This is a genomic window from Streptomyces sp. CBMA152, assembly GCF_014596475.1.
Classification (GTDB): Bacteria; Actinomycetota; Actinomycetes; order Streptomycetales; family Streptomycetaceae; genus Streptomyces.
On the sequence record NZ_MECJ01000011.1, the window covers coordinates 204,016 to 222,143 of the forward strand.

18 protein-coding genes and 1 pseudogene are annotated in these 18,128 nt (G+C 70.2%); 7 read left to right on the top strand and 12 right to left on the bottom strand.

Annotation, left to right across the window (positions count from 1 at the left end; genetic code table 11):
* Positions 1-11: 11 nt before the first annotated feature.
* Together BG418_RS10685 and BG418_RS10690 are read right to left on the bottom strand one after the other, a co-directional pair.
* Positions 12-1,268 (bottom strand): acyltransferase, encoded by a 1,257-nt coding sequence (locus BG418_RS10685; protein ID WP_188273514.1) that lies wholly within the window; start codon positions 1,266-1,268, stop codon positions 12-14.
* Between the two features lie 15 nt (positions 1,269-1,283).
* A complete protein-coding gene (locus BG418_RS10690; RefSeq protein WP_188273515.1) occupies positions 1,284-2,129 on the bottom strand; it encodes an SGNH/GDSL hydrolase family protein in 846 nt (281 codons plus the stop codon).
* A gap of 271 nt (positions 2,130-2,400) precedes the next feature.
* On the opposite strand from BG418_RS10690, the gene BG418_RS10695 reads away from it, so the two are divergent.
* Entirely contained in the window at positions 2,401-3,963 is a 1,563-nt protein-coding gene (locus tag BG418_RS10695) for a metallophosphoesterase family protein (RefSeq protein ID WP_188273516.1), read from the top strand.
* Between the two features lie 49 nt (positions 3,964-4,012).
* On the opposite strand, the gene BG418_RS10700 is transcribed toward BG418_RS10695, so the two are convergent.
* The 4 genes from BG418_RS10700 to BG418_RS10715 form a co-directional block, all read right to left on the bottom strand.
* Positions 4,013-4,573: a dihydrofolate reductase family protein gene (locus BG418_RS10700; RefSeq protein WP_188273517.1), complete on the bottom strand. Its 561-nt coding sequence runs from the start codon at positions 4,571-4,573 to the stop codon at positions 4,013-4,015.
* A gap of 57 nt (positions 4,574-4,630) precedes the next feature.
* Positions 4,631-5,587 carry a sigma-70 family RNA polymerase sigma factor gene (locus BG418_RS10705; protein WP_188273518.1) on the bottom strand — a complete coding sequence of 319 codons (957 nt, stop codon included), beginning with the start codon at positions 5,585-5,587 and terminating at the stop codon, positions 4,631-4,633.
* Positions 5,588-5,648: 61 nt separating this feature from the next.
* Positions 5,649-6,101 carry an iron chaperone gene (locus tag BG418_RS10710; protein WP_188273519.1) on the bottom strand — a complete coding sequence of 151 codons (453 nt, stop codon included), beginning with the start codon at positions 6,099-6,101 and terminating at the stop codon, positions 5,649-5,651.
* A gap of 131 nt (positions 6,102-6,232) precedes the next feature.
* Entirely contained in the window at positions 6,233-7,183 is a 951-nt protein-coding gene (locus BG418_RS10715; protein WP_188273520.1) for a threonine/serine dehydratase, read from the bottom strand.
* Between the two features lie 121 nt (positions 7,184-7,304).
* Between BG418_RS10715 and BG418_RS10720 the strand changes: the two genes are divergently transcribed.
* Entirely contained in the window at positions 7,305-8,243 is a 939-nt protein-coding gene (locus tag BG418_RS10720) for an alpha/beta hydrolase (RefSeq protein ID WP_188273521.1), read from the top strand.
* A complete protein-coding gene (locus BG418_RS10725; protein WP_317453602.1) occupies positions 8,215-8,775 on the top strand; it encodes a WYL domain-containing protein in 561 nt (186 codons plus the stop codon). The genes BG418_RS10720 and BG418_RS10725 overlap by 29 nt, the downstream gene beginning before the upstream one ends.
* A 4-nt stretch (positions 8,776-8,779) precedes the next feature.
* On the opposite strand, the gene BG418_RS10730 is transcribed toward BG418_RS10725, so the two are convergent.
* Complete coding sequence (locus BG418_RS10730) at positions 8,780-9,031, bottom strand: hypothetical protein (protein WP_223184635.1); 252 nt, start codon at positions 9,029-9,031, stop codon at positions 8,780-8,782.
* 45 nt (positions 9,032-9,076) lie between these two features.
* Between BG418_RS10730 and BG418_RS10735 the strand changes: the two are divergent.
* Positions 9,077-9,253 (top strand): annotated as a pseudogene (locus BG418_RS10735) (winged helix-turn-helix transcriptional regulator); the annotation flags it as partial.
* 85 nt (positions 9,254-9,338) lie between these two features.
* Here the strand turns inward: BG418_RS10735 and BG418_RS10740 are convergent.
* Positions 9,339-10,202 (bottom strand): NAD(P)-dependent oxidoreductase, encoded by an 864-nt coding sequence (locus tag BG418_RS10740; protein ID WP_188273523.1) that lies wholly within the window; start codon positions 10,200-10,202, stop codon positions 9,339-9,341.
* A 119-nt stretch (positions 10,203-10,321) separates the two neighbouring features.
* On the opposite strand from BG418_RS10740, the gene BG418_RS10745 reads away from it, so the two are divergent.
* Entirely contained in the window at positions 10,322-10,876 is a 555-nt protein-coding gene (locus tag BG418_RS10745) for an ABATE domain-containing protein (protein ID WP_188273524.1), read from the top strand.
* Positions 10,877-11,111: 235 nt separating this feature from the next.
* The gene (locus BG418_RS10750; RefSeq protein ID WP_188273525.1) at positions 11,112-12,119 is read left to right on the top strand and encodes a hypothetical protein; all 1,008 of its coding nucleotides are present in this window, start codon (positions 11,112-11,114) and stop codon (positions 12,117-12,119) included.
* 16 nt (positions 12,120-12,135) lie between these two features.
* Here BG418_RS10750 and BG418_RS10755 read toward each other — a convergent pair whose 3' ends face one another.
* Both BG418_RS10755 and BG418_RS10760 read right to left on the bottom strand, forming a co-directional pair.
* On the bottom strand, positions 12,136-12,783 hold the full coding sequence (locus tag BG418_RS10755; RefSeq protein ID WP_188273526.1) for a hypothetical protein: 648 nt from the start codon (positions 12,781-12,783) through the stop codon (positions 12,136-12,138).
* A 111-nt stretch (positions 12,784-12,894) separates the two neighbouring features.
* The gene (locus BG418_RS10760; RefSeq protein WP_188273527.1) at positions 12,895-13,380 is read right to left on the bottom strand and encodes a carboxymuconolactone decarboxylase family protein; all 486 of its coding nucleotides are present in this window, start codon (positions 13,378-13,380) and stop codon (positions 12,895-12,897) included.
* Positions 13,381-13,553: 173 nt separating this feature from the next.
* Here BG418_RS10760 and BG418_RS10765 point away from each other — a divergent pair, with 173 nt between their 5' ends.
* A complete protein-coding gene (locus BG418_RS10765) occupies positions 13,554-14,486 on the top strand; it encodes an RNA polymerase sigma-70 factor (protein ID WP_188273528.1) in 933 nt (310 codons plus the stop codon).
* Positions 14,487-14,596: 110 nt separating this feature from the next.
* On the opposite strand, the gene BG418_RS10770 is transcribed toward BG418_RS10765, so the two are convergent.
* Entirely contained in the window at positions 14,597-17,158 is a 2,562-nt protein-coding gene (locus tag BG418_RS10770) for an ABC transporter permease (RefSeq protein WP_188273529.1), read from the bottom strand.
* An 83-nt stretch (positions 17,159-17,241) separates the two neighbouring features.
* Complete coding sequence (locus BG418_RS10775; protein ID WP_188273733.1) at positions 17,242-17,994, bottom strand: ABC transporter ATP-binding protein; 753 nt, start codon at positions 17,992-17,994, stop codon at positions 17,242-17,244.
* Positions 17,995-18,128 lie beyond the last annotated feature (134 nt).

The following is an 18,128-nucleotide window of genomic DNA, read 5'->3' on the forward strand; positions in this document are numbered from 1 at the left end:
CTCGCGCGGGCTTACCCCAACTGGTCGATGTCGACGGTGCCCGCGCCCGGCACCGGAACCGGGATCGCCGCCCACAGCGCGGCCCCGACGAGAGCCAGCGCCACGATCGTGATCAGCCCCCGGTGTCCCCGCGCCCACCCCGACCGGAACCGGACCGGGTCCTCGACCAGCCGTTTCGTGGCCGCAGCGGCGGCGAGGGACACGGCGATCGCCGCAGCCGTCGCACCCCAGTCGCCCAGCGCGGACAGCCGGGGCAACAGCAGCAGGTATACGGGCCAGTGCCATAGATACAGGCTGTACGACAGCTCGCCCAGGCGGCGTGGCAGGCGGCTGCCCGCGATCCGGGCCGCGCGGGTGCCGGGCACCTGCGCCATCAGGACGATGAGTACGGCCGCAGCCAGTGAGTGCAGGAACAGTCCGCCCTTGAAGAGCATCGGCGCCTTCTCGCCGTCGGTCATCGCCCACGCCACCGCGAGTCCCATCGCCAGGACCAGACAGAGCGCGTCGGCCGCGCGGCGCGGCACCCGGGCGGCGAGGCCCCGTACGGGCGCGGTGGCCGCGAGGGCTCCGAGCAGCAACGCAACCGCCCGGGTGTCGGTGCCCTCGTACGCGCGGGTGGTGTCGATCGCCGCGCCGAGCGAGACCATCAGGGCGCCCGCCGCCACCGCGCCCGCCCCGGCGACTGCGGCCACGACGCGCTGGGCGTGCCGCCCCCGGGCGGCCACGGCCACCACCAGCGGCCAGGCCAGATAAAACTGCCACTCGACGGCGATGCTCCACAGGTGGGCGAAGACGCGGGTGTCGGAGGCGTTCCAGTAGCCGATCTGTTCGGTGATGTAGTGCCAGTTGACCGCCTGGGCCGCGACCCAGGGTGTGTCGTCGAGCGCGAACCGCAGCTGCGTCACGGAACCGAATGCCCAGGTCAGCGCCATGGTGGTCACGACGACACAGACGAGCGCGGGCAGCAGACGGCGGGCCCGGCGGACCCAGAACACACCCGGCGCGATCCGCCCACCGTTCGCCGCATCGCTCAGCAGCAGCCCGGTGATCAGGAACCCGGACAGCACGAAGAAGAGGTCGACGCCCAGGAACCCGCCGCTGAGGTGCCCGGCGTGGAAGAGCAGTACGGCCGCGACCGCGAACCCTCGCAGCCCGTCGAGAGCGGCGATGTGCGCACGGCCCGACCCACCGGTCCGCGCCGCACGGTGCCGGGCCGACACCGCACGACCGCGCACCGGCGCGAGAGCCCCGAGGAGAGAAGCAGGCATGGGAACGCGGGCCCGTCAGCTGCCGCAGTGGAGCTTGCCGTACCGGTCGTCACCGGTCCACGAGCCCTTGGCCCATGTGTCCACGGACGCAGGCGTGAACCCGGCCTGCTTGCCGAGCTCCGCGGTGAACCACTTGGCGAAAGTGGCCGCCCCCTGCTGGCAGTTGTGCACACCGTCCGAGGACCGCAGGGCCTTCTTGGCGGCGGGATCGGTGCCCCACAGCTGGGAGGCGTCGAGGAACACCGCCGCGCCCCCGCTGTTCTTGGCGACCTCCGAGGCCGTCTTGGCGGCGGTACGCATCTGTGCCTCGTGCTGCTTGTACGGGCCGTCGCCGATCGTGACCGGAGGCGACGGCACCATCACCAGCTTGGCCCCGGCGTCCTTGACGGTCTTCACGAGCTTGTCGTAGGCGGTGCGCTGCTGGTCCGCGCTGCCCCAGTCGTACGTGGTGACCTGGTAGGCGACTACGGTGGGGTGGAACGACTTGATGTTCGTGGCCAGCTGCTTCCACGTATCGGCGGAGATCATGCCGGTGATCTCCTCGCCGCTGTCGACGACCGTGCCGCCGCCGTCGGACGAGGAGTCCTTGAACTCCACGCCGCTGGCCTTGAGGGCCGCGCCCAGAGCGGGGGCTTCCGCACCGGCGATCGAGTCGCCGATCCACAGCACCTTCGAACCGGTGCTGGTGTCGTTCTTCGCCTGCGCCTTGGCGCCGGAGTCCCCTCCGGAATCCTTGCCCTGGCCGCCGCAGCCGACCATGGCGACGCCGAGCACAACGGCCGCGGCCACCGTACGCACGGTGTATCGGGACAGACGACGGGACGGGTGGTGCCCGGAACGGGCCGAGTTGTTGCTGTTCATGGCCCCAGCAGACCATCACGTGCACCGCGGATCGCCCGCCGTCATCGTTTGCTCATAAAACGGAGAAGAGGCGCTCATATCTCCGTCGCGCACCCCACCAACGCGATCGGCTGAGCTGGTGTACGACACCGCCGGCGGGCGTCCGTTTCATCCGTTCGGCGAGCGTCCTTCATCTGCTGTCCGCCGGACGTTTCCCTTGCCCCACGGGGTTGTTCTTCTGCCGCTGTGAGCCTTCGGGCGATTCCGAGAGCCCAGCGGTAGGAGAACAGCAGTGAGTCAGCCGGCACGCAGGACAGTCCTCAAAGCCTCGGCTGCGGCAGGAGTGTTGGCGGCCGGTCCGGCCTCCACCCTGCTGTGGACGCAGCCCGCCGTCGCGGACGCGCCGGGCGCCGAGCAGATACACCTGGCCTACGGTGAGGAGCCCTCGCGGGAGATGACCGTCTCCTGGGCGACCGCCGCGTCGGTGCGCCGGCCCCGCCTGCGCCTCGGCCGCCCCGGCGGGGACTTCGGGCGTACGGTACGGGCCGAGACCACCACGTACGTGGACGGCCTCAACCAGGTGGAGACGTACACCCATCGGGTGCGGCTGCGCGGGCTGCGGCCGGACACGGAGTACGTGTACGAGGTGCTGCACGACGGCTCCGCGCCCCGCCGCTCCACCTTCCGCACCGCGCCCGCGCCGGGCCGGGTGCCGTTCCGCTTCACCAGCTTCGGCGACCTCGGGGCCGGTGACCCCAAGTGGAAGAAGTCCGCGGTCAACGGGGCGGTCGCGGTGCGGCAGGTGGAGCGGTTCAACCCGCTCTTCCACCTGCTCAACGGCGACCTGGCGTACGCCAACAACAACCAGGAAACCCAGCCGCAGTGCTGGGACGCCTTCATGAACAACATGTCGGTGTCCGCCGCGAACCGCCCCTGGATGCCGGCGCCCGGCAACCACGAGGTGGAGGCGGGCGGCGGCGACCTCGGATACGCCTCGTACGCCACCCGCTTCGACCTGCCCGACAACCACACCCGTGACTACTGCGGGAACTGGTACAGCTTCCAGGTCGGCTCCGTGCTCTTCGCCGTCCTGGACGGCAACGACCTCGCGGTGGAGGACGACGCGAGCATCGACCCGGCGACCGGGCAGTCCGTCTACATCAGCGGCTACAGCGAGGGTGCCCAACTCCGTTGGTTGGAGCGGACGTTGGCGCGGGCCCGGGCAGGCCGGAACGTCGACTGGATCGTGGTGTCCCTGCACCAGTTCGCGATGTCGTCCTCCGCCGCCAGCCATGGCGGCGACATGGGACTGCGCGAGCAGTTGCTGCCGGTCCTCGACCGGCACGCCGTGGACCTGGTGCTCTGCGGCCACGACCACGACTACGAGCGCACCCACCCCGTACGCGGTACCGACCCGGGCAGCCTGCTGCGCCCGGCCGTCGTCGACGACCGGCCCGACGACATCGACACCTCCAAGGGCACCGTCCACCTCATCCTGGGCGGCGGTGGCACCGCCTCGCACGACGACACGTATCTGACGGACCCGGACGGCGGCGTCCCGGACGCCTTCGTGCGCACCCAGCGCCTCACGTACAAGGCCGACCCGGACGCCAAGGAGAAGGCGACCTGGTCCGCGGTGCGCGACCCCGACCAGACCTACCCGTACGGCGTCGCGGTCTTCGACGTCGATCCGGGATCGCTGATCGGCGGCCGCACCACGATCACCGTCAGCTACTACCACACCCCGACCGCGACGGCGGCGAACCCGGACCCCGCCCCGGTCCTCTTCGACCGCTTCCGCATCCACCGCAGGCGACGGGACACCCACCACGTATACGACTCGGCCTCGCACTGAGCAACCAACCTGGTTCCAGGACGAGTTCGTCGCTCGTGAGACGGGTGTCTCATACCCTCCGGTAGCGGGTGAGGACGCCGGGGCCGACCTGCTCGACGTCCAGGAGCTCCAGGTCGGCCCGGGGGCCTTCGACGGGGAAGAGGCGACGGCCGGCTCCCAGGACGGTGGGGAAGGTCAGCAGCCGGTACTCGTCGACCAGGTCCGCGGCCCGCAACCGGTCCGCGATGCCGAGGCTTCCCAGGACGAGCACGTCCCGCCGCTCGCTCCGGACCGCCTCGACCAGGTCGCCGTCGAGGACCGTCGAGTTGGGCCAGACCGACGTCTCCAGGTCTGTCAGGGTGCGGGAGGCGACCAGTTTCGCCGCGGCGTTCATCCGCCGGGCGAACGGGTCCTCGCGACCGGGCCAGATCTTCGCGAACAGCTGCCAGGTGACGCGTCCGAGCAGCAGCACCCCCTCGTCCAGCGCGGAGCCGAGGCGGAACCTGTCCTCCGTCCCGACCGCCTCCCCTCCGTGCCGGAACATCCAGCCGCCCAGCGGCGTGCCCTGCGACCCGTCCGGGTCGGACACGACCCCGTCCAAGGTGATCAGATCGACGACGATGACACTCATGCGGGTGTTTCCCTTCGGTTGGTGTTCGCCGGTACATACCGGCGGCACCGCCCCGACTCATCGCTCCCGGCGCAATTCGTCCTTACGAATCTCGCGCGGCAGGTCGAAGGCGTCGAAGACACCCGGATCGGCGAACACGATGTTGCGCGCGACCCGCCCCGCGGTGACGGTGAGGACTTGCAGGGTGTTCAGCTCGTACGCGCCGCCGGGCTGCGGGGCGTAAGCGGCGAGCGCGGGCTGCCCGTTGGCGGTCAGCGCCCGCATGGCCCAGCCCGTGCCGCGCAGGGCGAACACCCGCTCCAGGAACCGGCCGTACGCGCCGCTGCCCCGGTACCAGAGCGGCACCGGCGGCATCTCCAGCACCGCGTCGTCGGCCAACAGCCGCACCAGGGCGGGCACATCGGCCGCCTCGAACGCCCGCATGTACCGCTGGACCACCGCACGCACCTCGGGGTCGTCCGGCTCGGTGACCGCATCGGCATCACCTACGTCGGCGAGGACCGCGCGGGCGCGCTGCAGGGCGCTGTTGACCGCCGCGACCGTGGTGCCGAGTTGTTCGGCGACCTCGGCGGCGGAGAAGGCCAGGACATCGCGCAGCACCAGCACCGCCCGCTGCCGCGCCGGCAGATGCTGCACCGCCGCGAGCCACGCGAGCCGCAGGTCGGCCCGCACCTCGGGGTCGAACCGCGCGTCGGGGAACGGTTCCAGCCAGGGCACGTCGAGCGCCGGTGCCAGCGGCGCCCAGGGGTCGTCGCTCGGCGCTCCCAGTCCGGAGGGCAACGGGCGCCGACCGCGCCCCTCCAACGCGGTCAGACACGCGTTGGTCGCGATCCGGTACAGCCAGGTCCGCACCGACGCCCGCGCGGGGTCGTAGCGTTCCCGGGCCTTCCAGGCCCGCAGCAGCGTCTCCTGCACCAGGTCCTCGGCATCGTGGAACGAGCCCAGCATCCGGTAGCAGTACGCCGTCAACTCACCCCGGTACGCCTCGAAGTCCACCAAATCATCATGCCGCAAGCCCGCCTTGGCAGCGCTTGGGACGAGGCCCCGGCACAACGGGCGCACCCAGGCGTGCGCCTCAACTCACCGCACGCCTCACGAGTGCGCCGAGCCGCTCCTCCACCTCGGCCGTCACCTCGGTCAGGGCGAACGCGTTCGCCCACATCGTGCCCTCGTCCAGCTTCGCCTGGTCGCTGAAGCCGAGCGTCGCGTAACGCGTCTTGAACTTCTCCGCGCACTGGAAGAAGCAGACGACCTTGCCGTCAAGGGCGTAGGCGGGCATCCCGTACCAGAGCTTCGGCGCGAGCGTCGGGGCGTTGGCGGCGATGACGGCGTGGACACGCTCGGCCATCACGCGGTCCGAGTCCTGCATCTCGGCGATCTTCGCGAGCACGTCCTGCGCGGCCTGGGCCGCCTTCTCCTCGCGCGAACTGCGGCGCGCCACCGCCTTCAGCTCTTTGGCGTGGTCCTTCATCGCGGCCCGTTCCTCGGGCGTGAAACCCTCGTACGTACTGTCGCCGGTGCTGCTCATGCTGATCTCCCCCGTAAGGATCTGATGTCCGGGATCTTGAGAGGGGACCTTAGCGGGGCCCACTGACAACGGGGTTCATGCGCACCGGTGACCAGCACAAACAGCAGCCCTACGAGATGGCCGGTCGGTACTCAGGGCTGCATCAGCGTGCGCGCGTCGGTGTTCGCGCCGCAGAGCACCACACAGACCTTCTCTCCGAGAACCTGCTGGTCGGCGGTGAGCAGGCCCGCCAGCGCCGTGGCCGCGCCGTGCTCCACCGCGATCCGCCGGTCGTCCCACAGCGCCTGGCGGGCGCGGACGATCTCGCTGTCCGGGACGAGGACGGAGCGGACGCCGTCGTGTTGGGCGGCGGCGAGGGCCATCTGTGAGGTGCGGCGGGCGCCGAGGGAGTCGGCGGCGATCGAGTCGACGGGAACGTCCACCACGCGGCCGGCGTCGATGGCGGCGTTCAGCGCGCGGCAGTTCTCCGGCTCGACCGCGACGGTACGGATCCCGTGGTGACGGGCGGCCGTGGCCACCCCGGCGAAGAGGCCGCCACCACCGACCGCGACGACCACGGTGTCCAGGTCGGGGATCTGCCGGTGGATCTCCTCCAGCAGGGTGCCGGCCCCGGCGGCGATCAGCGGGTGGTCGTACGCGTGGGAGGCGAGCGCACCGGTTGCCGTGGCGAACTCCTCGCACGCCGCGAGCGCCTCCGCGTACTCGGCACCGACCAGACGCACGTCGGCGCCGTAGCCCCGGAGCTTGGCCACCTTCACCGGCGGTGCGATGGTGGGCAGAAACACCGTGGCACGCACACCCTGCTGCTGGGCGGCCCAGGCGCACGCCAGACCGGCGTTGCCGCCCGACGCGATGGTCACCCCGGCCTCGGGCAGGGTGCCCGCGTCACGGTGGGCCTGGATGAAGTTCTGCGCGCCACGGGCCTTGAACGAGCCGGTGTACTGCATGAACTCCAGCGCCAGCCACACCTGGTCGGCAGTGCCGATCGCGCCGTGCTCGACCGCGGCGAGGGTGACGGGGCGGACGCGCCCGGTGATCCGTTCGGTGGCGGCCTTGATGTCGCCGTACGTGAGCTGATGCACTTCGTTGCTCCTGCGCTGCGATGAGGTGCCGACTCTCGATGCTACGGCGTCGGCCATGTGACGCGGCTCACCAGGAAAGGGTGACAGGATGCTGTCGCATACGACTGCGATGGTCGACGGCATGACGATCACCGATGAGGACTGCCTCGCCGAAACCCAGGCGTTCAACAAGGAATTCGAAGCCGCCGCCGCGAGCCGCCCGGCGCGCGAACAGACGCCGGACGCGGCCCTGTTGGCCACACTGCGGCGCAACCGGCTCGCCGGCGACACACCACCGGTAAGGCTGCCGCACGGCCAGGACCGCGTCGTTGCGGGCGGGGTGAAGGTACGTGTCTTCGTGCCCGACCACGTCAACGGCGTGTATCTGCACATACATGGCGGCGGCTGGGCGTTCGGGTCCTCGGACGGGCAGGACGAGAGACTGTGGCAGCTCGCCGAGCGGGCCCGGCTGGCCGTGGTCAGCGTGGAGTACCGCCTCGCGCCGGAACACCCCTTCCCCCCCGGGCCCGACGACTGCGAAGCGGCGGCCCGGTGGCTGGTGGACCACGCCGCTGCCGAGTTCAGCACGCAACGGCTGCTGATCGGGGGTGAATCGGCCGGTGCCCACCTGAGTGTCGTGACGCTGCTGCGCCTTCGTGACCGACATGGCATCACCGGCGCGTTCCGGGCGGCCCACCTGCTGTTCGGCTGCTACGACCTGTCGATGACGCCGAGTCAGCGATCGTTCGGATCGAAGCGGCTGCTGAGCAACACCGAATCCCTGCGGCGGACTTACGAGTTGTTCACGCCCGGCACGGACGCCGAACAACGCCGCGATCCCGAACTCTCACCGCTGTACGCCGACCTTGCCGGTCTGCCGCCCGCCCGGATCGTCGTCGGCACCGAGGATCCGCTGCTGGACGACTCGCTGTTCCTGGCCGGGCGGTGGCAGACGGCAGGCGCGCCTGTACAGCTCGGTCTCGTCGCCGGCGCGATGCACGGCTTCACCTTGTTCCCGCTGACCGTCACCGAGCGGGAACTGCGGCGCCAGTGTGACTTCCTGTCCACTGCGGGACGGTAGCGTCGCCGCCGACGAAGCCTCGGCACTCGCCGTCGCCCTCGCCGCGACCGACGCGTCCGCCCCGTACGCCGGGGCGGCCCGCACGGCGGCCCAGAAGATCGCGGCCTCGGCATCCGGCCCCGCCTCGGCGGCGGCACAGGAACTCGCCGCCCGGATCGTCGCGTTGCCCTCGCCGTCCGACTCCACGGTCCGCACCGCGGTGGAACAGGCCCTCACCACCCACACGGTGCTGCGGCTGTCCTACATCGACGCGGCGGGACACGAAAGCGACCGCGAGGTGGAACCGGCCGGACTGCTCACCGCCGACGGCCGCTGGTACCTCATCGCCTGGTGCCGCACGCGACAGGCCGGCCGGGGCTTCCGACTGGACCGCATCACAGCGGCGACTCCCACCACGGAACCGGCGCACTCCCACGACCTGACCGACCTGCTGCGCGCGTCCGCCGCAGCGGGCGCGGTGCGGCCCACCGCACTGGCTCCGCTCACGTCCTCCGCTTCGAGGAAGGGAAGCAGAAGAAACACCCGCCGCTGAACCGCTAAACCCTCGCTTCCGGCCTCGCCTCGGACGCCACCGCAGCGGCCGTGTCCAGCGGGTCGCGTACGGGGCGGCCGAGGAGGTCCGCGAGGTCAGGGGCGGTGACGTCGAGGAAACCGTGCCGGATGCCGGTCGCGATCGAGGCGAGCATGGGCGGCTGGAACGGCAGCAGACCCGGCGTGTCGTCGAGGAGCCTGCGCCGGTACTCGCCCAGGCCGATGGTCCGATGCCGGACACTGAGCCGATCGGCCACCTGCCCGGCCGTGATCGGCGTACCGACGAGGTCATACGTACGTCCGTGCGCACCGTGTACCCGACCGTCCCGGCCCAGGTCGACTACCGTCTGACCGAGACCAGGACCGGCCTGACCCACCTGGTCAAGGCACTGGCCGACTGGTCCCTCGCCCACCGCGCCGACATCGCCGAGGCACGCAGTGCGTACGACCGAACGCACCCGGACCACGACATCCGCTGACGACAACCGTCAGCCGACGAGAACACGAAGGGCTGTCTCCTGGCGCGATCGCCGGGTCGCGGTCACGGTCATCGGCCGTCGGTGGTCACCGCGGTTGCTGTTCCGCGATGACCGCCCAGTCGTCCGCCCCGTGGCCGTCGGCGACGGCCTGATCGAAGACAGCCCGCAGCAGCTGACCGATCGGGAGCGGAATGTCGTGGTCGATCGCAGCGTCGAGCGCGAGGTGGAGGTCCTTGCGGCCCAGGACTGTGGTGAATCCGGCCGGCTGGTAGCGCTGTTCGGCGATCATCGACCCGTAGCCCGCGTAGACGGCTCCCGGGAAGAGTGTCGAGGTCAGCAGTTCGACGAACTGTCCGGAGTCGACACCGGCGCCCTCCGCGAGGCTGACGGCCTCGCCCAGTGACTGAATTGCGCAGGCGATCAGATAGTTCCCGAGGATCTTCACGATGTTGGCCTGCTCCGGACGGTCGCCGAGTCGCCAGGTGCGCGAGCCGATGACGTCGAAGAACGGCTGCGCGCGGTCGATCAGCCCGTCTTCACCGGCCGCAAGGATGTTGAGTGCTCCGGCTTCGGCGACCGGAACACGGCCGAAGACCGGTGCCGCGACGTACCCGATACCGGACTCGGCGTGCGCCGCGCCGACCCGGCGGGCCAGCCCGGCACTCACCGTGGCGAGGTTGACGTGAACAGTCCCGGCCGGGATCTGGGAGAGGACACCGGAGTCCATGAACGTCTCGGCGACGGCCCGGTCATCGGAGAGGACCGAGAAGACCATCGGCGAGTGCATCGCCTCTGCGACCGAGGCGGCACGACGGGCACCCGCCGCAACCAGTTGCTCCGCCTGTGCGTCGGAGCGGTTCCACACCACGACGTCGTGGCCGGCCTTCAACAGGTTGCGTGCGATGGGTTTCCCCATCGCTCCCAGACCGATGACCGCGATGCTGCTCATGCAGAGACACCTCTTTCACTGAACTGCCTAAGACAGTTCAAGAATGCCATGGAGTTACCATCACGTCGAACCGCCTAAGAGGGTTCTACGGGTGTTGTCGCTCACTGCGGAGGCTGGAAATGACCGAGGACGTACGACGGGTGTTCCGGATGGACAACGAGGTCCTGGCGTTCCGCTTCACTGCCACCGTCAGCGAGAGAGCCAACATGGAGCCGAGAGAGCGGCTGACAAGCTCCGCACGACTGACGATGTGGCTGCAGGCCACAGGGTTCGACGTCACCGGCGTGTCGCCGGACGATCTGGAGGACGCCGTCGAACTCCGTGAGGCGATCTACCGCATCGGGTCGGCGATCGCCGCAGGTGAACAGCCAGATTCAAAGGACGTCCGCACCCTCAACACGGTCGCTGCCGCCGGGCACGCGAAGGCCGCGCTGGAGCACGAACGCGCAGAATGGCACCTGACGGACACGACCCCTGTCGGTGACGCCCTCGGCGTCCTGGCCACGGATGCCATCCGCATCCTCGGGGGCCCCGATCGCGGCCGCATCAAGAACTGCGAAGGCCCCGGATGCGCGGGGCTCTATCTCGACACCAGCCGCGGAGCCAACCGCCGTTGGTGCTCCATGAACACCTGCGGCAACAAGGTCAAGAAGTCACGACTCGCCGCGAGCTGACCCGACGGTGCCGCGCATACCTGTCGGGGGCTGACCCCACGTTCCTCGGCGATCCGGGCGAAGGCGGCGTCCGACGCACCCAAACCACCCGCGCGGCAGATTCCTCCCAGTGGGCTGCGGGGTCCGACTCATTCTCTCAACTCCCTTACCGGCACCACGTTTCCCGGTGGAGACGGTTGGACAGGACCCGGCAGGCCGCAGGTCCACGCGGCTGGTTCTTCGGCGAGGGGGTCTGGTGCGGATCGCGGTGACGTACAACCAGCGGCGTGACGAGGATCCGTATCGGCGGGGGTTCACCCCGGTCGGGACGGTGCGGGCCGTCGTGGACAGCGTGCGGCATCTCGGGCACCGCGCGGTGTTGCGCGAGGTCGGTGCGCCGCTGGACGAGACCGCGCGGTGGCTGCGGCAGGTCGGGCCGGATCTCGTGCTGAACCTTGCGGAGGGGCGGGGCCACCCGTGGCGGCAGTCCGTGGTCCCCTCGCTGTGCGCGGACTTGGGTCTGCCGTACACCGGTTCCGATCCGGCGGCCTTGTACCGGGCCCTGGACAAGAACCTCACCAAGACGATCGCCGCGCGATGCGGTCTTCCCACGCCGGACTGGCTGTTCTTCTCCGACGCCGACGAGGTGTTCCGCGCGGACAGCGACGCGTTTCCCTTGCCCGCAGTGGTGAAGCCGAACTTCGAGTCCAGTTCGCTGGGTATCACGGCGGACTCGTACGTCACCCGGCCCGAGCAGGCCCGCGTACAAGCGGTGCGTCTGCTGGCTCAGCATCCGTACGGGGTGCTGGTCGAACGCTATGTCCCGGGCCGGGACATCACCGTTCCCTACCTGGAGGCCGTCAAGGACGGTGCCCTCACGCCCGCCGAGCATGTGCTGCTGTCAGGGACGGAACCGGGCAGCATGTTCGACTTCGCGCGCAAGGCAGCCCCGGGCGAGCACATCCGCCTGGACGTCCCGGCCAAGGTGGACGACGGCATCGGCGACCGCGCTCGGACGATGACCGTCACGGCCGTACACGCCCTGGGACTACGCGACTTGGCGCGCGCCGACTTCCGTCTGGCTTCGGACGGGGCGCTGTACCTCCTGGAGGTGAACAGCCTGCCGACCCTCACCCCCGGCGGCGTGATGCACAAGGCCGCAGCCCTGGCAGGACTCGACCCCGTACACGGAGTACTCGACGCGGTGCTGACCTCCGCCCACGCGCGACACGACGACGGCCGGTTGATGCCTTCCCGCCCATGAGGCGTCGGTGGCGAACTCAACCTGGATATCCGCGAGGAGCGTCGTTGCGAAGCCTCCAGATCTCCTTCCACTGCCGCTCGTTGTGAGCCACCAACAGCGGGTCGCGCTCATCGGCCCGCCGTTCCGCGAGGCTGACCCCGCATCCCCCGCACAGCTGGTGGACGGAGTGGAGACCGTCATCCCAGTCGCTGGTGTTGTCCCGGCTTCCGCATACGCGACACATCAGCGCGGGAGCGTCATCGAGCGGGACCGATGAACGCAGCACCCGCTCGACCACCACCGGCAGTGGTTCATCGGGGTGGTTTGTGGGATCGGGACAATACGCGATGTTCCCCCACCCACGTTGCCAGCCCCGCCAGGACTCGTCCAGCCTCACCTGACGAAAGCCACGCGCCTTGTCCGCTCGGCGCCTGGCGGCGTAGACACGCTCGTCGGCGAGCCAGAGCTGCCGGGCCTCGTGCAGCTCCTCGACCGCGCGTACGACCGAGTTCGGATCCTTCTCCAGATTCCTGGGGATCCCCGCACTGACGCAGAGGTGGTGATACGTGGCCCGGAAGCCGTAGGGCGCGAAGTGGACCAGGCACGACCGCAGGTTGCTCAGCCGGGCGTACGCCGGAAGGCCCTCGTCGCAGGCCCGTCGGCGGTGCGTGGTGAAGCTGCTCATCCCCGGACGCTACGGCCTGCCCCGCACACCTCGCACCTCACTTTGGGAGCCGCCCGGACATACGCGGGCCCGGCCCGGGTGATCCCGGGTCGGGCCGAGTGCGGTGTGCGGTCAGTCGAGGGCAGCGGCGAACATGCCGGGCTCGTAGGAGCCGCCCTTCTGGTGGACGATCACGGCGAGCCGGTTGGCCGCGTTGATCAGGGCGACCAGGCAGACCAGCGCGGCGATCTGGTCGTCGTCGTAGTGCTTGCGCACCTGCGCCCAGGTCTCGTCGGACACACCCTGGTGGGCGTCGGCGAGGCGCGTGCCCTCTTCGGCGAGTGCCAGTGCGGCCTGCTCGGCCTCGGTGAACACGGTGGACTCGCGCCAGGCGGCGACCAGGTTGAGCCGGACCGCGGTCTCACCGGCGGCCGCGGCTTCCTTGGTGTGCAGGTCGATGCACCAGCCGCAGCCGTTGATCTGGCTGGCGCGCAGCGACACCAGCTCCTGCGTGGACTTCGGCAGCGGCGACTGGCTGATCACCAGACTGGAGTTGGCGAACCGCTTGGTGAACTTGGCGGCGAGCTCGTTGTCGAACAGGTCGAATCGCGCGTTCATGACTTCGTCCTCACTCGTGGTGTTGCGATGAACGACCACAAGATGCCGACGGCCCGCGCCCTGTGACGGGTCGTCAGTGTGACGTGTGCCACCGCCCACAGGTGTCACAAAACTGCGGGGACCGGTGTCTTGTGCGCGTGGCACCATCGAGAGCGGACAGGCAGGAGCAGCCGGTGAAGAGCGAGATCAGTGAGCAGAACCTGCGTACAGAGGACGCCCGGGGCATACGTACGGACACCGCCACCGACGCGTTCGTCGCCCATCGCAACCTCCTCTTCACCGTCGCCTACGAGATGCTCGGCTCGGCCGCCGACGCGGAGGACGTACTTCAGGAGACCTGGCTGCGGTGGGCCGGGGTCGATCTCGACGCGGTGCGGGATCAGCGTGCGTATCTGGTCCGGATCACCACCCGTCAGGCGCTGATCCGGCTGCGTACGCTCGGCCGCCGCAAGGAGTCCTACGTCGGCACCTGGCTGCCCGCGCCGCTGCTCACCGTGCCCGACGTGGCCGAAGACATCGAGCTGGCCGACAGCGTCTCGATGGCGATGCTGCTCGTACTGGAGACGCTGGCGCCGACCGAGCGGGCTGTGTTCGTGCTGCGCGAGGTGTTCGACGTCGAGTACGAGGAGATCGCCGAGGCCGTCGACAAGAGCCCGGCCGCGGTCCGCCAGATCGCGCACCGGGCACGTACGCACGTAGCGGCGCGCCGACCACGCGGGATCGTTTCCCGGGCCGAGACCCAGCACGCGCTCGACGCGTTCCAACGGGCCGCCGCCACAGGTGATTTGCAGGGCCTCCTCGACATCCTCGCGCCGGACGTCGTCTTCATGGGCGACGGCGGCGGAGTCAAGCAGGCCGTCCTGAACCCGGTCAGGGGTGCCGACAAGGTGGCTCGTCTGCTGGCCGCCGGTCTCGGCAAAATCACCGCGTCGTCGCTTCGGCCCGAGCAGGTCAACGCCTACCCGGCACTGGTTCTCCGGCTCGACGGCGCGATCGACACCGTCGTGGCGGTACGCATCGACCACGGCCTCATCACCGGACTCTACGCCGTACGCAACCCCGAGAAGCTGTCGCACATGCAGCGGGAGACGGCCCTGCGCCGCTGAGCCCGGGCTCTTCCTGAACCGGCATCCGCTCCAACACCCCCGAGCCATCGAGAAGATGCACCGAGGGCCCCGGCAAACGCCAGGGCCCTCCTCTGCCTTCCCGACCTTCGTCACGCCTCCGCGACGGCCTCCAGTGGACTCAACGCGGCTGCCCGGCGGGCCGGTACGGCGGCCGCGAGCGCGCCGATAGCCAGCGAGACCAGGCACAGGAGGAGCAACGGACCCCACGGCAGCGCCAGGGAGTACTGCTCCAGCGCACCATTGGCCAGCGAGCCGACCGCCCACGCGCCGAACACTCCGCCCACCAGGCCGAGCAGGGTGCCGAACGCGGCGACGGTCACCGCTTCCAGGCGGATCATCCGCCGGATGCCGGCGCGGTCCATGCCGATGGCGCGCAGCGCTCCGATCTCGCGGGTGCGTTCCGAGACCGACATGGCCAGGGTGTTCACGATGCCGAGCGCGCCGATCACGGCGCCGATGGCGAGCATCCCGTACATCACGTTCAGCAGGTCGGCCATGGTGCCGGCGGCCTCGTCGACGAGTTGCCGCCGGTCCTGCACCTTCAGCAGCGGGCTGTTGCCGACGGCGGCGCGCAGCTGCTCCTCGGTGGTCTTCGAGACCGTGCCGTTGTCGGTGCGGACAAGGATGCGTTGGACGGAGCCGGGCATGAAGCTGTTCTTCGACACCTCGGTACGGGCGCCGAGCGCGTCGTGGGCGATGGGGTTGTCCTTGTAGACACCCACCACGGTGTACTTCTTGAACTCCTGCTTCAGGCCGATACGGGCGTTGAGTTGGCCGCCCGACGTCACACCGTTTTTCCGGGCGACGGTCTGGGAGACCGCGATCCGGCCCGGCCCGAGGTCCTTGACGGACCCGCTGACGAAATCGAGCTTCATGACGTCGTTCACGGTGTCGGGGTCGACGCCGGAGATGTCCGCGGCACCGCCGCCGGTGAACAGGCTGGAGTCCGTGACGGCGCTCGCGGTCCGCACCCCGGAGGTGTCGGCCACCCGCCGTACGGCGGCCGGGTCGACGCCGGTCGTAGTCGTACGGGAGCTGATGACGTAATCCGCGCCGAGCCCGGCCGCGGCCTGGCGGTCGAGGGCCTGCCCGGTGGAGTTGCCGATGACGGCGAGCCCGGCGACCAGTGCGGTGCTGATCAGCAACGTGGCGGCGGTGGCAGCCGTACGGCGCGGATCACGCAGGGCGTTCTCCTGGGCGAGCCGGCCGACGACCCCGAAGCGGCCGGTCAGCCGTCCGGTCAGCCGGATCACCGGGACGGCGAGCAGCGGCGCGAGGACGATCAGGGCGACGACGAGAAGAGAACAACCGAACATGGCGCTCTGCAAGTTCGCCTCCGAGGCGTCCTTCGCGCCGGAGAGCGACACCAGCCAACCGGCGCCGATGACAAGCAGGCCGAGGCCCACCGCGCCACGGATCCGCGAACGCGTGGCAGAGGGAGGCTGTTCCGTCGTACGCATCGCCTCGACCGGCGCGATCCTCGCCGCCCGGCGGGACGGCAGCCACGCGGCGAGCACGGTGACACCCACGCCCACCGCGAGCGCCGCCATGACAGAGCTCGGGCCGATCACCAGGGGGCCGTGGGGCAGTGTGTTCCCACCGGTGCTCAGGACATCGGGCAACACTGAGGCGATGCCGAGGCCGAGCACAAAACCGACCGCCGATGCGACGAGACCCACCAGCAGGGCCTCCAGCAGGACCGAGCGGGCCACCTGGCGGCGCGAGGCGCCGATCGCCCGCAGCAGCGCGATCTCACGGGTGCGCCGCGCCACCAGCATGGTGAAGGTGTTGACGATCAGGAACGAGCCGATGAACAGCGAGACCCCGGCGAAGACCATCGGCAGCTTCTCGTAGCCCCTGGTCAGCGTGTCGACGAGGATGGCCTGCTGGGCCGCCTGCCCGGCGCCGGTGGTGGCCTCGGCACGGTCGGCCGGGAGCATGTCGGTGACCCGGCGGGAGAGTTGGAACTGGTCGGTGCCGGGCGCGGCGGACAGATCGATGCCGGTGTAGTGGCCCGGAGTCGCGAACAGCTTCTGGGCGGTCGCCTTGTCGAACAGCGCGAGGGTGCCACCGGCGGTCACCCGGGTGTCCTTGGTGCTGACGATGCCGACGAGCCGCTTGGTCATGACCGGGCCGTCGGTGGCCAGCGTGATGGTGTCGCCGATGCTGAAGTGCCCGGCGGCGGCGGTGCCTTGGTCCACGGCGAGTTCACCGCTGTGCCTCGGGGCGTGGCCCTTGAGCAGCGGGTAGCGGCTGTCCTTGCCGTCCGCCCCGGGTACGTAGGCACCGGCCGGGTTCGCCCCCGGCTTCACCCGCAGCGGGGTGCCGTCCGCCGCGTTCAGAGCGGCCGATCCGTCGGCCGACGGTCGTACGGTGGCGACACCGGGCACGGCGGCCAGTTTCCGCACGAGCGCGTCGTCGAGCACGCTGGTCTGCGGGTCCGCAGGGGTCCCGGACGGGGACGCCTTCGCGGTGACGGTGACCGCGATGTCGGCGAAGCTCTTCGACGCGGCGGCGCGGTGGGCCTCGGCGGTGGAGTCCGCGAAGACGAGGGTGCCACTGACGAACGCGACACCCAGGCAGACCGCGAGGACGGTCATGATCTGACGGGCCTTGTGCGCCAGGAGGTTGCGCAGGGCTGTTCTCAGCATGGGATCTTTCAGGGACGTGGGCTCGCCGGAACGGATGCGAGCGGGTGGCGGGTTCGGACCTGGGGCGACGAGGTGACGGTGCGTCAGCTGGTGCGCGACCTGGCGTCGAACTGCTTCATCAGGTCCAGCACCCGGTCCGGGGTGGGATGGGTCATCTCGTCGACCAGGCGGCCGTCGGCGAGGAAGACCACGCGGTCCGCGTACCCGGCGGCGACGGGGTCGTGGGTGACCATGACCACGGTCTGGCCGAGTTCGCGCACTGACTCACGCAGGAAGCCGAGGACTTCGGCCCCGGCGCGCGAGTCGAGGTTGCCGGTGGGCTCGTCGCCGAAGATGATCGCGGGCTGCGAGGCCAGGGCGCGGGCGACCGCGACGCGCTGCTGCTGTCCACCGGAGAGCTGCGCGGGCCGGTGGCCGAGGCGCTCGGAGAGACCGACCATGGCGACCACGCGGTCCAGCCACTGCCGGTCGGGGCGGCGTCCGGCGATGGTCAGCGGCAGCGTGATGTTCTCAAGCGCCGTCAGTGTCGGCAGCAGGTTGAACGCCTGGAAGATGAAGCCGATCCGGTCCCGGCGCAGCTGGGTGAGCTGCCGGTCGTTGAGCCTGCTCAGCTCGGTGGTGCCGATGCGGACGGAGCCGGAGGTGGGGGTGTCGAGACCGGCGGCGCAGTGCATCAGGGTGGACTTGCCGCAGCCGGACGGTCCCATGATCGCGGTGAACTCCCCCTCGCGGAAGTCGATGCTCACCCGGTCCAGGGCGACGACCTGCGTATCGCCGCTGCCGTAGACCTTGCTCAGGTCGGCGGTGGCGGCCGCGACCCCGGGCGTGAGGTGCATCGCGTGCGGGGCAAAGGGGGTGACGCTCACAGGGACTCCTCTTCAAGTGCGGAAATGCGCACTTCAAAGGGTGTCCGGGAAACGTATCGGGGCCTGGGCGGCTGTGTATCGGCGGCCGCTCCGCTGCGTAGCAG